Origin of the sequence: Streptomyces sp. NPDC053048, from assembly GCF_044547045.1 — a bacterium.
Lineage (GTDB): Bacteria > Actinomycetota > Actinomycetes > Streptomycetales > Streptomycetaceae > Streptomyces.
In genome coordinates this window covers 762816-776123 of the sequence record NZ_JBITZS010000001.1, presented here as the reverse complement: position 1 = coordinate 776123, position 13308 = coordinate 762816, and the positions used below count along the sequence as shown (strand labels likewise).

Below are 13308 nucleotides of genomic sequence, written 5' to 3'. Positions count from 1 at the left end.
AGGAAGGGCCCCGACCTGCGGTTACTTCCGGGTCACCTGGCCGAGCAGCTAGGGTGCGGGGAGCGGCCCCGTGGCATGTGACGCATGGAACATCTGGGCGCGCCCCTCTATTCGAATTCCGTACTGATGGGTAACGTCCGGGCAGTCCAACACCCCTGCCTGATCATGGACCGCAGCCGACGCAGCGCCCCTCGACGACGCGGCGGCGCCGGCGCCCGACGAGGAGCAGCAGTCTTGCGCGAGTTCAGCCTTCCGGCCCTCTACGAGGTCCCCGCGGACGGAAACCTGACGGATCTCATCCGCCGGAACGCCGCGCTCCACCCCGACGTCGTCGTCATAGGGCGCAAGGTCGACGGCCAGTGGCAGGACGTCACCGCGACCGGCTTCCTCGCGGAGGTGCGGGCCGCCGCCAAGGGCCTGATGGCCTCCGGGATCAAGCCGGGCGACCGGGTCGGCCTGCTGTCGCGCACCCGCTACGAGTGGGCGCTGCTGGACTTCGCCATCTGGAGCGCGGGCGGCGTCACCGTGCCGATCTACGAGACGAGCTCGCCCGAGCAGATCCAGTGGATCCTCGGCGACTCCGGCGCGGTCGCCTGCCTGGCCGAGACCCCGGCGCACGAGGCGGCGGTGGAGTCGGTGCGCGACCGGCTGCCGGAGCTGGCCCACGTCTGGCAGATCGAGCGCGGCGCGGTCGAGCGGCTGCGGGCCGCGGGCGAGTCGCTGAGCGACGAGTCGGTGGACGAGCGCAGCGCGCTGGCCACCGCGGACTCCCCCGCCACCATCGTCTACACCTCGGGCACCACCGGCCGCCCCAAGGGCTGTGTGCTGACCCACCGCAACTTCTTCGCCGAGTGCGGCAACGCCGTCGAGCGGCTCAAGCCGCTGTTCAACACCGGCGAGCACTCGGTCCTGCTCTTCCTGCCCGCCGCCCACGTCTTCGGCCGGCTGGTCGAGGTCGCGGCGATGCTGGCCCCGATCCGGCTCGGCATGGTCAGCGACATCCGCAACCTGACCGACGACCTGCAGAGCTTCCGCCCCTCGCTGGTGCTGGGCGTCCCGCGCGTCTTCGAGAAGGTCTACAACGGCGCCCGCGCCAAGGCGCAGGCCGACGGCAAGGGCAAGATCTTCGACCGGGCGGCGGACACCGCCATCGCCTACAGCCGCGCGCTGGACGCCCCGGCGGGCCCGTCGTTCGGGCTGAAGGTCAAGCACAAGATCTTCGACAAGCTGGTCTACAGCAAGCTGCGCGCGGTGCTGGGCGGCAAGGCCACCCACGCGATCTCCGGCGGGGCGCCGCTGGGCGAGCGGCTCGGCCACTTCTACCGGGGCATCGGCTTCACGGTCCTGGAGGGCTACGGGCTGACCGAGTCCTGCGCGGCGACGGCCTTCAACCCCTGGGACAAGCAGAAGATCGGCACGGTGGGCCAGCCGCTGCCGGGCTCGGTGGTGCGCATCGCCGACGACGGCGAGGTGCTGCTGCACGGCGAGCACCTGTTCTCCGGCTACTGGAACAACGAGGCGGCGACGGCCGAGGCGCTGTCGGACGGCTGGTTCCACACCGGCGACCTGGGCACGCTGGACGAGGACGGCTACCTGAGCATCACCGGCCGCAAGAAGGAGATCATCGTCACGGCGGGCGGCAAGAACGTCGCCCCGGCCGTGATCGAGGACCGCATCCGGGCCCACGCGCTGGTCGCCGAGTGCATGGTCGTCGGCGACGGACGCCCGTTCGTGGGCGCGCTGGTCACCCTGGACGAGGACTTCCTGCCGCGCTGGCTCGAGCAGCAGGGCAAGCCGGCCGGGCTCAGCGCGGCCGAGCTGACCGACGACCCGGACCTGCTGGCGGCCGTGCAGAAGGCCGTGGACGACGGCAACTCGGCGGTCTCCAAGGCCGAGTCGGTCCGCAAGTTCCGCATCCTGCCCGCGCAGTTCACCGAGGCCTCCGGCCATGTGACGCCGTCCCTGAAGCTCAAGCGCAATGTGGTGGCGAAGGACTTCGCGGACGAGATCGAGGCGATCTACCACGGCTGAGGCCGCGTCAACAGCCGCAACAAGTAAGGGGCTCGCGCCATGGCGCTAGCCCCTTACCCGTTGTTCACCGTGCGGGTGTCGAGCAGCTCCTTGTCACAGCAGTTCCTTGAGCCGTTCCGCCAGCAGGTCCCATCTCCAGCGCTCCTCGACCCACTCCCGGCCGCGCTCGCCCATCCGGCGGCGCAGCTCCGGGTCCTGGAGCAGGGTGACGATCCGGTCGGCGGTCTCCTCGGGGGAGCCGCCCCTGACCACATAGCCGGTCTCGCCGTCGAGGACGGCGTCCGGCGCGCCGCCTGAGTCGCCGGCCACCACGGGCAGCCCGGTCGCCGAGGCCTCGAGGTAGACGATGCCGAGCCCCTCGACGTCCAGCCCGCCCCGGCGCGTGCGGCAGGGCATGGCGAAGACGTCACCGGCACCGAAGTGCGCGGGCAGCTCCTCCCAGGGCACAGCGCCCGTGAAGCGGACCGCGTGGGCCACGTCGGTGTCGGCCGCCAGCCGGCGCAGGTCCCGCTCGTAGGGGCCGCCGCCGACGATGAGCAGCACGGTGTCCGGCTCGGCCGCCAGGATGGCCGGCAGGGCGCGGATGAGGGTGTCCTGGCCCTTGCGGGGCACGAGCCGGGAGACGCAGACGACGACCGGGCGGTCCCTCAGGCCGAGCCGGGCGCGGACCTCGTCGCCGCCGGAACCGGGGTGGAAGGTCTTCTCGTTCACGCCGGGCGGCAGTTGCACCATCCGCGCGGCCGCCTCGTTCGTCAACGCGGAGGCGATCCGCGAGCGCGTGTACTCGCCCAGATAGGTGATTGTGTCGGTGCCCTCGCCGATCCGCCGCAGCAACTGCCGGGACGCCGGCAGCTGGGCCCAGCCCGCCTCGTGCCCGTGCGTGGTCGCGACCAGCCTGCGCGCGCCCGCACGGCGCAGCGCGGGGGCCATCAGCCCCAGCGGCGCGGCGGCCCCGAACCACACCGACGAGCAGCCGTGCTCCCGCAGCAGCGTGGCCGCCCGCCGGGTCACCCGGGGGGTGGGCAGCAGCATCGTCGTACGGTCACGGACCACCGGGAACGGCTGCTCGGCGTCGAACCGTGCCGTGGCCTCCGCGCCCTCGCGGCCGTGCTTCCAGGTGGAGGCGTAGACGACGATGCTCGCCGGGTCCAGGCGCAGCGCCATGTTGTGCAGGAAGGCCTGGATGCCGCCGGGGCGCGGCGGAAAGTCATTGGTGACGATGAGGGTCTTGTGCATCGCCGCCGACAGTACCGGGTGCGCCGCGGCCCGCCGCCGGGGGTGCCCCCGGGGCGGCGGATCCGGGGGACGCGCCCCCGCCATGTCGTCGCGTGCGCGGGCCCGGGGCGGCATCATTCCTTGCAGTGACGGAACGCGTACGACACGTAGCGGCGTCGTGCCGACCCGAAGGGACGAGGTGAACGATGGTGGCGGGCACTGGTCTGCGGCTCTCGATCGTGGTGTGGGCCGTCACCCGGGCCGTTCTGATGATGTGCGTGTTCCGGGTGTGGGAGATGCCCGGCTCGGACGTCTCCGTCGACATCGAGGTGATCTACCAGGGCTGGTACGGCGTCCTGCGCACCGGCATCTTCCCGTACGACGACGTCACCTGGCAGTACCCGCCGGCGGCCGCGCTGGCGGTGCTCGCCCCCGGACTGCTGCCGTTCCTCGGCTACGCCCCGGCGTTCTTCGTGCTGTGCCTGCTGGCCGACGCGGCTGTCATGGGGATGCTGCTGTACGCGGTCCGGGGCGGCGGGCGCGGCCGGGCGGGCGTATGGGTCTGGGTGATCGGGGTGCCGCTTCTGGGGCCGATCGTCTACGCCCGCTACGACGTGATGGTCACGGCCGTCGCGGTGGCCGCGCTGCTGGCCGCCGCCCGGCGGACCCGGCTGTCGGGGGCCCTGGTCGGCTTCGGGGCGCTGCTGAAGGTCTGGCCGGTGCTGCTGCTCATCGGCACGCCGCGCGGCCCGCGCACCCGCTCGACGTGGAGCGCGGCGCTGGTCACGGCGGCGGGCCTGACGATGTTCTTCGCGGCGGCGATGCCGGGCGCGCTGGCCTTCCTGACCTTCCAGCGCGACCGGGGCACCGAGGTCGAGTCGCTGGGCGCGCTGGTCTTCCACCTGGCCCGGCACTTCGGCTGGCACGGCAAGGCGCGGCTGAACTACGGCTCGGTGGAGTTCCTGGGCCGGCACGTCCACGCGGTGAGCGCCCTCGCGCTGGGCCTGAGCCTGCTGGCCTTCGCCTGGCTGGTGCTGTGGCGGATGCGGGCCCGCCGCTTCAGCGCGACGACGCCCTACGACGCCGCGTTCGCGGCCGTGCTGCTGTTCACCACGACGAGCCGGGTCATCAGCCCGCAGTACATGGTGTGGCTGATCGGCCTGGCCGCCGTCTGCGTCACGATGCGCACGCCCCGCCGGCAACTCCCGGTGCTGCTCGTCCTCCTGGCCGCGCCGCTGACCCAGCTGGAGTTCCCCATCTGGTTCTCGCACGTCGTCGCCAGCGACAAGCTGGGCGTGGCGACGCTGACCCTGCGCAACGGCCTGCTCGTCGCCGCCACACTGATCGCCTGCACGCGCCTGTGGCGCGAGACGGTCACCGACCGCCCGGCGACGGAGGAGGAAGAACCGGAACCACCGGCGGAACGGGAGTCGGCGCTGGTGCCGGGGTGACCACTGGCCTCAAACGCCGACCGGGCTCTTCAGCCCGGCCGGCGTTTGAGGCCAGAGCACAGTAGCCCGGCCGGCGTTTGAGGCCAGAGCACAGTAGCCCGGCCGGCGTTTGAGGCCAGAGCACAGTAGCCCGGCCGGCGTTTGAGGCCTTACGGGAAGGGGCGGGGTGGGGGAATCAAAAGGCCCTCGCCACGTACTCCCGCCACCGCACCGTGAAACCTCCCATGTCCACCCCCAGAACATCCCGCACCGCCCCCTCCACCGCCCCACCCCGCCGCTTCCGCGAGCCCACGGCCCGGTAGAACGCGGCCAGCCTCTCCTCCCCCCACTCCTCCGCGATCATCCGACAGGCCAGCCACCCCTCCTCGTACGCCCGCGCCAGCCGCCCCGCCTCCCCCGCGAAGCCGAACTCCGCGTCCTCCGGCAGCTTCTGCGGCGCGCGCCCCGCCGCGACGGCGGCCGCCAGTTCCGGCGCGGCCTGCCGGGCGGTGCGCCCGGTGCCGCGGTAGGCGGCCCAGTCGGCGAAGCCCTCGGAGAGCCACAGCGGGGTGGCCGCGGAGGTCGCGGCGCGGGTGGCGACGTGGGCGGTCTCGTGCGTCAGCACGATCCGGCGGCCGAAGCCGCCGAGCACCCCGTACGCCTCGGGGTTGACGATGATGCGGTCGGCGGGGGCCGCGCCCGCGCCGCCCACCTCGCCCGTGGTCACCGCCGCGATGCCCCGGTAGTGGGAGGCGGGCGCCCCCAGCAGCGCCGCCATCCGGCTCAGCGAGGCCGGCATCTCGACGACGACGCGCCGGGCCCAGGGGCCGCGCCAGGCCGACTCGACCGCGGGCACCGCCCGGTCGGCGAGGTCCGCCAGCGCCCGCAGCCGCTCCTGGTCCTGGCCCACCGCGAGGACGAGGCTGCGCTTGCCCCGCACGGCCGTGACCGCGCCCTGCTCCCACAGCTGCCCGCCGCCCTCGCGGGTGTCCTGGCCCGCCACGTACCAGCGCCCCGCGCGCCGCGCCAGCGTCAGCCGCACCGGGGTGGTGACCGGTGCCGTGTCGTATCCGGCCAGCCGGTACCGCAGTTCCGCCTCGGCCGCGGTGCGGCCGCCCGCGGCCGGCCCGGTGCGCACCAGCCGGTACTCCCAGGAGGCCAGCGGCACGGCGGCGAGGTTGGCGAACACCTGCCGTCGCTCGTCGCGGTAGCCGCCGGCGGCCGGGTCGACGGCCGCCAGGTACGCGCTCTCGTCGCGGTTCCGGACGGCCGTGCCCCAGCGGTCCAGCAGGCGCTGCACGCCCCGGTCGGCGTTCTCCGTGCGGCCCTCGGGGCCGGGCGGGGCGCCGGAGCCGCAGCCGGTGAGGGCCTGCAGGGCGAGCAGCAGTGCCGCCAGGCCGCACACCGTGCGCCGTCCACTCCGCTGCCTGCCCGTCACGCCCGCATCGTACGAGCCCGGTGGCCGCCGGCCGGGGTCAGGGCACGCTCAGGGGCGGGTGACGGAGGAGATCGGCATCATGTCGGCCGGGTCGTAGCGCACCCGCGCGCCGGGGTAGGGGGCGTGCACGACCTGCCCGTTGCCCACGTACATGCCCACGTGGCTGGCGTCGTCCCGGTAGATCACCAGGTCGCCGGGGCGGGCCTCGGCCAGCGAGACGCGGCGCCCGGCGTTGCGCTGGGCCTGCGAGGTGCGCGGCAGGCCCACCCCGGCCCGCCCGTACGCCCACTGCATCAGCCCCGAGCAGTCGAAGGCACCCGGCCCGGTGGCCCCCCAGGCATAGGGCGAACCGATCGCCTGGCGCACCGCCATGGCGGCGGCGTAGCCCCGGCCGGAGACCTCGGACAGGCGCGGCAGGGCGGGTGCCCGGTACGGGCCGCCGGAGCGCTCTCCGGAGCGGGAGGAGCGCGCGTACTCCTCGCGGTCGGCCTCGGGCAGCGAGTTCAGCAGCCTGCGCGCGGCGGCGAGGCGGCCCTCGACCTCCCGCTTGTGCGCCTCGACGGCCCGCCGGCTGCGCTCCAGCTCGGCCAGCGTGCGGGTGGCCTCCTGCCGCTCCTGGCGCAGTCCGCGCTGCGCCGCCAGCACGGCCCGCAGCTGTTCGGCCTGGCGGCCGGTGATGCGGTCGAGGGTGGAGGCCTTGTCGAGGTAGCCGTCGGGGTCGGAGGACAGCAGCAGCTCCAGGGCGGGGTCCACGGCGCCGTTGCGGTACTGGGCGGTGGCGATCATGCCGAGGTCGGAGCGCATCCGGTTGAGCTTCTCCTGGCCGCGCGCGACCCGGTCGGTGGCCCGTTCCACCCGCTCGCGCAGCGCTCGGGTGCGCTCCCCGGCGGCGTTGTACTTCTCGGTGGCCCGCTCGGCCTGTTCGTAGAGCCGGTCGAGCCGGGACTTCACCGTCCCGGACGCCTCGCTCCCGTCGGCGGGGCCCCCCGGCCTGGCGGTCGCCGGGGCGCTCGTCAGGGCTGCCGCCGCGGTGGCCACGGCGGCCGACAGGACGGTGACCCGGACGCCCCGGCCGGTGCCGGGCTGCTTGGGGCCGGACTGCGAAGGACGGCGATGGAACGCCACTGCGTGCCGCACTCCCTTCCACTGTGCGCGGACCCTGCCGCCTTCGGGTGCGGGCGGACGACAGGCGGGCACCGCGCGCCAGACAGTAGCGGCGCGCTCACCGCCGGTTCAAAGACCGCGCGCGGCGGGAAAACCGACGCCCCGCCCAAGACGCAGGTCACGGGCGGGGCGGGGCATCAAGGCGGCGCGGTGGCGGTTCGCCCGAACGGGGGGTGTGGCGCGCCGCGCAGGCGGTGACCCGCGCGCGCCCGCCTGACGGGCCTCAGGTCCGGGCGAGCCGCTTGAGCAGCAGGGCGGAGGCGACGGGCCGCGCCCCCACCTTGGCGACGCCGTCCGCCACCTCGCGGTCGGTGGAGACCACCACGACCGGGCGGCCCGGCGGCTCGGCCCGCACCAGCTGGCGGATCAGCTCGTCCGCCGTCACCCCGGGCTTGCTGAACAGCACCCGCACCCCGCGCGGCGGGGCCAGCAGCACCGGCGCGGCGAGCTCGGCGCCGTCGAAGACGCAGGTGACCTCGGCGCCGGTCTGCGCGGCCAGCATCGCCAGCCCGCCCAGCAGCCGCAGCCGCTGCTTGTCCAGCGGCATCGTCGGGTAGCCGGTCTTGGTGACGTTGTAGCCGTCGACCACCAGGTGCGCCTGAGGGAGCGCCAGCAGCTGGTCCAGCAGGGCCGGGTCGGTCTCCGACAGGGCGCGCGTGGCGATGTCCTTGGGGGTCATCGTGCCCGGCTGCACCGCGTCCACGGTGTCCGCCGGGTGCATCGAGGCGGGCGGCAGCGCCAGCTCGCGGCGCAGCCCCTGGGCGGCGTCCAGCACCGTGTCCAGCAGCAGTCGCAGCCGCATGTCCTCCACGCTGCGTCCCTCGCGCACCGCCCGGCGGCCCGCCTCCAGCGCGCCCTCGGCCTCCGCCAGCCGCGCCTTGACGCGCCGCACCTCGCCGGAGGCGGCCGCCTTCTCGGCCGCGGCGTCCGCGCGGACGGACTCCAGCTCGGCCTGCGTCCTGCGCAGGGCCGCCTCGCCGCGCCGCACGTCGCTGACCGCGCTGCGCAGCTTGCGCTGCAGCGACTCGGCCTCCTTGCGTGCCGTCTCCAGCTCCGCCCGCAGGCGCTCGGCCTCGGCCCGGGTCTCGTCCTGAGCCGCCGCCAGCCGGGCGCGCAGGCGCCGCAGTTCGCGCTGGGCCTCCTCGCCCGCCCGCTCGGCGCTCGCCCGCTGGGCCTCCTCGCCGGCGGCCGTGACCAGCTTGACCCAGCCGGTGGGGCGCAGCACGAAGGCCATGGCCGCCACGTCCTCCGGGTCCGCGGCCGCGGGCGGCGAACCGGCGTCCAGCGCCTGGGCCAGCTCCGAGCCCGCCTCGCGCAGCCGCGCGGAGATGCGCTGCCGGAAGACGGTGTCGCTCTCCACGGCGGCCGCCATGGCGTTGCCGGCGAACTTGGCCCGGCGGCTCGGGGTGAACCGGGCGTACTGCCTCAGCTGGGCGGGGAGCTCGGCGACGGTCAGGCCGCCGAACGCCTCGGCGACCAGGCCGATGACCCGCCGTCTGATCCCCTCGGGCAGTGGCCGGTCGAGCACCTCGCTGACGCCGTCGTCGGCCCCGCCGGCGTCACCGGCCGCCTCCACGTCGTCCGTGTGCTCCGCCACCGCTTCATCGCTCCCGTTCTTCAGGTAGTACTCGTCGTACTCGCGCCCGGCCGGTCCACCAGCTCGATCTGGTCGACCGCGTTGCACCAGCGGCACCGCACGGACTCGATCGTCTCACTGACGATCTCGCGCTCCTCCACCCTGGGCTCCCCGGCCAGATCGAGGTGGACGAATTCGACGGCCCTGGTCGAACGCGTCACGTCGAAGCGGGTCAGGTTGCCGCACAGCGTGCAGCGCCACCGGGTGCCGGATGCCGGCTGGGGAACGCCCATCGTCTCGTCCGTCCTCACTCGTCTGACAACGTCTGACCGGGAGTGCTCCTGGTAACCCTACGGCCTGCCGGTCGCCGGGCGCGGTGCCCCGGGGTCCGGGGGACGGACCGGCGAGGCACTCTGTGCCGGTTGCGCCCGGTACGCCATGATCTGGCCATGATCAGAACGGCAGGGCGCCCCCGCCGGAACGGTCCCTGGGTGACCTGGACCGTCCTGGCCGTCTGCGGCGTGGTCTTCCTCGCCGGCCCGGCGTCCGGCCTCGTTCCCGTCTACGGCACCGGGCCGGAACTGCTGTCGGCCCAGACCGCCCACTTCGAGCGGTGGGGGGTGGTGCCCAGGGAGCTGTGGCACGGCTCCCTGCCGGCTCTGTTCACTCCGCTGACGGCCCTGTTCGTGCACGGCAACTGGCTGCATCTGCTCGGCAACATGCTCTTCCTCTACGTCTTCGGCGCCATGACCGAGGCACGCATGGGCCGCACCGACTTCGCGCTGTGCTACGTCGTGACCGGATATCTGGCCCTGCTCGGCTACGCGGCCGTGCACGCCCACTCCGGCCGCACGCTCGTGGGTGCGTCCGGAGCCATCTCCGGGGTGCTCGGCGCGTTCCTCTATCTCTTCCCCAGAGCCCGGGTCACCAGCCTCTTCCCGTTCCTCTTCTTCCTGCCGCTGCGCTTCCCCGCCTGGGCCGTACTGTTGTTCTGGTTCGTGCTGCAGTGGCTGGCGACGGGCACCGACGCCGGGCGCCCGGGGGTCGCCTATCTGGCCCACGTCCTGGGCTTCTGCCTCGGCTTCGGCTACGCCTGGGTCAGCCGTGCGCATGCGACTACTGTGTCTTCCCGGGGGACAACCCCCGGACCCCCGGCCGGAACGGCGGGCCGACGGGGCCTCCCGGACCGACGTCGCCGGGGCCTCGGTAGAGTCAAACGCTCAGCCAGGTCCGCAGAAGGAGACAGACCGACGTGATCACTTCGATCGTGCTCATCAAGACCGACGTGGACCGGATCCCCGAGATCGCCGAGAAGATCGCCGCGCTGGAGGGCGTCAGCGAGGTCTACTCCGTCACCGGGGCGCACGACCTGATCGCGATGGTGCGGGTGGCCCGGCACGACGACCTCGCGGACGTCATCCCGGGCCGGATCAGCAAGGTGCCGGGCGTCGCCTCGACCGAGACGCACATCGCCTTCCGCACCTACTCCCAGCACGACCTCGAGGCCGCGTTCGCCATCGGCCTCGACAGCTGACCCGGCCGCCGGCTCAGGCCGAGGTGTCCGGCACGCACCGGCCGTTCTCGGTGCGGTAGCGCCACCGCGCGCCGTTCTCGACCAGCTCGCGCACGGCCCCGGTGAAACGCTCGACGTGCTCGTCGGGGGTGCCCGCCCCGAAGCTGACCCGGATCGCGCCGAGCGAGGGCCCCTCGCCGGGCGCCCCGCACTCGCCTGGGGCGTCCCGCTCACCGCCGAGCAGGGTCCGCACCAGCGGATGGGCGCAGAACAGGCCGTCGCGCACCCCGATGCCGTACTCGGCGGACAGCGCCGCCGCGAAGTGCGAGGTGTTCCAGCCCTCCACGACGAACGAGATGACGCCCACCCGCGGGGCGTCGTCGCCGAACAGCGAGAGCACCCGCACCCCCGGCACCGCCGCCAGCCCCGCGCGCACCCGCTCGACGAGCCGCCGCTCGCGCTCCACCAGCCGCTCGAACCCCGCCTCCTCCAGCGCCCTGCAGGCCGCGGCGATGGCGTAGGCGCCGATGACATTGGGCGAACCGGCCTCGTGACGGGCCTCGCCGGCGTGCCAGTCGACGCCGACCGTGCCGTCCGCGCCCCGCGTCACCGCGCGGCTCGCGCCGCCGCCCGCCAGGTACGGCTCGGCCTCCCGCAGCCAGTCGGCCCGCCCGGCCAGCACCCCGGCGCCGAACGGGGCATACAGCTTGTGCCCGGAGAACGCGACCCAGTCGACGTCCAGCCGGTCGATGTCCACCGGGTGATGCGGCGCCAGCTGCGCGGCGTCCAGCACGATGCGCGCGCCGTGCGCGTGCGCGGCCGCCGCCAGCTCCCTGACGGGCCACAGCTCGCCGGTCACATTGGAGGCACCGGTCACACAGACCAGGGCCGGGCCGTAGGGCTCCCGGTCGGCCAGCGCCCGCTCCAGCGCCTCGACGGCCTCGCGGGGGGAGCGCGGGGCGTCCAGGCAGGTCACCTCGACGTCCGCGCGGCGCTCCCACGGCAGCAGCGCCGCGTGGTGCTCGGTCTCGAAGACGAACACCCGGCAGCCGGCGGGCAGTGCGGCCGCGAGGAGGTTGAGCGAGTCGGTGGTGGAGCGGGTGAAGAGCACCTGGTCGCCCGCCCGGCAGCCGAGGAACCGGGCGACGTCCGCGCGGCTCTTCTCGAACAGGTCCGTGGACAGCTGCGAGAGGTACCCGGCGCCGCGGTGCACGCTGCCGTAGTACGGCGCGTACGCGGCGACGTCGTCCCAGACGCGCTGCAGGGCCGGGGCGCTGGCGGCGTAGTCGAGCGCGGCATAGGTCACCTCCCCGCCGGTGACCAGGGGGACGAGAACGTCCCTGCCCAGAACGGGCAGCGGCGCGGCGGTGGAGATGTCGGTGACGTCGGTGGCAGGGCATGCGGACATGGCGAATTCTCCCGGCGGGAAGCGAAAAGGGTTGGGGAATACCGGAAAACCGGAAAAGGGGCCGTCGGCCCTATCGCATTCGCTGCATCACGGAAGGAGCTCCCTCGGCAACCAGGATCCCTGGCGAGGGATCCGCGCTTGCCGCAGGCCTGACTGCCTGCGGCCCGGTCATCACCCGGGGCACCCCGCCACGGAAGGAGGGTTGCCGGACAGCAGGCCGGGGCCGTATCGCTGTCACTCGTGACCTGGCCAGCATCATGCCACACGATCTTGAATGCACAAGGGCGCGGTCCGCATCGCGGACCGCGCCCTCGCCGCACCGCCGTCGGTGCTCAGGCGTTGCTGGCCGAAACCCACCGCTCGAGCGCCCCGCGCGCCGCACCGGAGTCGATGGACTCCGCCGCGCGCGCCATCTGCGCCCGGATCTGGTCCACCAGCGGCGCGTCCGTCGGTGACAGCGCGACCAGCGCCGCCGCCGAGTTGAGCAGCACCGCGTCCCGCACCGGCCCGGTCTCGCCGGCCAGCACCCGTCGGGCCACGTCCGCGTTGTACGAGGCGTCGGCGCCCCTGAGGGCCTCCACCGGCACCAGGTCGATGCCCACGTCCCGGGGGTCGAAGGCCTCCTCGCGCACCGCGCCGTCCCGGACCACCCACACCCTCGAGGTGGCCGTGGTGGTCAGCTCGTCCAGCCCGTCGTCGCCGCGGAAGACCAGGGCCGAGGAGCCGCGCTCGGCGAGCACCCCGGCCAGGATCGGCGCCATCCGGGCGTCGGCCACACCGGTGGCCTGGGCCCGCACCCGGGCGGGGTTGGTCAGCGGGCCGAGCACGTTGAACGTCGTGCGGATGCCCAGCTCGCGCCGGGCGGGCGCCACATGACGCAGCGCCGGGTGGAACTTGACCGCGAAGCAGAAGGTGATGCCCGCCTCCTCGGCCACCTCCACCACCCGCCGCGGGCTGAGGTCGAGGTTGACGCCCAGCTTCTCCAGGACGTCCGAGGCGCCGCTGGCGGAGGAGGCGGCGCGGTTGCCGTGCTTGACGACCTTGGCGCCGGTGCCGGCGACCACGATCGAGGACATGGTGGAGATGTTGACGGTCCTGGCGTTGTCGCCGCCGGTGCCCACGATGTCCACGCTGGGGCCGGGCACCTCGATGAGGTTGGCGTGCGCGTACATCGTCCGTACCAGGCCGGAGATCTCGGCGACCGTCTCGCCCTTGGCGCGCAGCGCCACCGCGAACCCGGCGATCTGCGCGTCGGTGGCCTCGCCCCGCATGATGCGGTCCATGGCCCAGGCGGTCTCGTCGGCGCCGAGGTCGACCCGGTTGAGCAGTGCCTCCAGTACGCCCGGCCAGGTGTGGGCCACCGAGCGCTCGCCGCCTGCCGGGGTCGCAACGTTCATGGTCCACACTCCTGGTGGTCGGTCCGTGGCGGGACCGCGTACGGGTCCGCTGATTCCCGCTCAAGCCTATCCAGCTCCGGGGACAGCGAAGAGCCCCGTCCAGGGCCTGGACGGGGCTCTCGCCGTGGCGATCAGT

General features: G+C 74.0%; 11 protein-coding genes and 1 riboswitch. Of the genes, 4 read left to right on the top strand and 7 right to left on the bottom strand.

Annotated elements, in window-relative coordinates; all coding sequences use genetic code 11:
• The first annotated feature begins 234 nt into the window (after window positions 1-234).
• Window positions 235-2031, top strand: coding sequence for an AMP-dependent synthetase/ligase (locus ACIG36_RS03785; RefSeq protein ID WP_399921303.1), 1797 nt, complete (start codon window positions 235-237; stop codon window positions 2029-2031).
• A 93-nt stretch (window positions 2032-2124) separates the two neighbouring features.
• Here the strand turns inward: ACIG36_RS03785 and ACIG36_RS03780 are convergent, their stop codons facing one another.
• Window positions 2125-3267, bottom strand: a complete 1143-nt coding sequence (locus tag ACIG36_RS03780) for a glycosyltransferase family 4 protein (protein ID WP_399921300.1) — start codon at window positions 3265-3267, stop codon at window positions 2125-2127.
• A gap of 185 nt (window positions 3268-3452) precedes the next feature.
• Between ACIG36_RS03780 and ACIG36_RS03775 the strand changes: the two genes are divergently transcribed.
• Window positions 3453-4697, top strand: a complete 1245-nt coding sequence (locus ACIG36_RS03775; protein WP_399921297.1) for a glycosyltransferase 87 family protein — start codon at window positions 3453-3455, stop codon at window positions 4695-4697.
• Between the two features lie 175 nt (window positions 4698-4872).
• Here the strand turns inward: ACIG36_RS03775 and ACIG36_RS03770 are convergent, their stop codons facing one another.
• The 4 genes from ACIG36_RS03770 to ACIG36_RS03755 all read right to left on the bottom strand — a co-directional run bounded on the left by ACIG36_RS03770 (window position 4873) and on the right by ACIG36_RS03755 (window position 9147).
• Window positions 4873-6114, bottom strand: a complete 1242-nt coding sequence (locus ACIG36_RS03770; protein WP_399921294.1) for a hypothetical protein — start codon at window positions 6112-6114, stop codon at window positions 4873-4875.
• A gap of 48 nt (window positions 6115-6162) precedes the next feature.
• On the bottom strand, window positions 6163-7239 hold the full coding sequence (locus ACIG36_RS03765; protein ID WP_399921291.1) for an NlpC/P60 family protein: 1077 nt from the start codon (window positions 7237-7239) through the stop codon (window positions 6163-6165).
• A gap of 262 nt (window positions 7240-7501) precedes the next feature.
• Window positions 7502-8875: an NYN domain-containing protein gene (locus ACIG36_RS03760; protein WP_399921288.1), complete on the bottom strand. Its 1374-nt coding sequence runs from the start codon at window positions 8873-8875 to the stop codon at window positions 7502-7504.
• Window positions 8876-8895: 20 nt separating this feature from the next.
• Window positions 8896-9147, bottom strand: coding sequence for a hypothetical protein (locus ACIG36_RS03755; RefSeq protein ID WP_399921287.1), 252 nt, complete (start codon window positions 9145-9147; stop codon window positions 8896-8898).
• A 156-nt stretch (window positions 9148-9303) separates the two neighbouring features.
• Between ACIG36_RS03755 and ACIG36_RS03750 the strand changes: the two genes are divergently transcribed.
• On the top strand, window positions 9304-10110 hold the full coding sequence (locus ACIG36_RS03750) for a rhomboid family intramembrane serine protease (protein ID WP_399921284.1): 807 nt from the start codon (window positions 9304-9306) through the stop codon (window positions 10108-10110).
• Window positions 10107-10388, top strand: a complete 282-nt coding sequence (locus tag ACIG36_RS03745; protein ID WP_086573996.1) for an Lrp/AsnC family transcriptional regulator — start codon at window positions 10107-10109, stop codon at window positions 10386-10388. The genes ACIG36_RS03750 and ACIG36_RS03745 overlap by 4 nt, the downstream gene beginning before the upstream one ends.
• Before the next feature lie 13 nt (window positions 10389-10401).
• Here the strand turns inward: ACIG36_RS03745 and ACIG36_RS03740 are convergent, their stop codons facing one another.
• Both ACIG36_RS03740 and trpD read right to left on the bottom strand, forming a co-directional pair.
• Window positions 10402-11775, bottom strand: coding sequence for an aminotransferase class V-fold PLP-dependent enzyme (locus tag ACIG36_RS03740; RefSeq protein ID WP_399921281.1), 1374 nt, complete (start codon window positions 11773-11775; stop codon window positions 10402-10404).
• A 129-nt stretch (window positions 11776-11904) separates the two neighbouring features.
• Window positions 11905-12021, bottom strand: a riboswitch (SAM riboswitch).
• Between the two features lie 86 nt (window positions 12022-12107).
• On the bottom strand, window positions 12108-13172 hold the full coding sequence (gene trpD, locus ACIG36_RS03735; RefSeq protein WP_399921278.1) for an anthranilate phosphoribosyltransferase: 1065 nt from the start codon (window positions 13170-13172) through the stop codon (window positions 12108-12110).
• Between the last annotated feature and the right edge of the window lie 136 nt (window positions 13173-13308).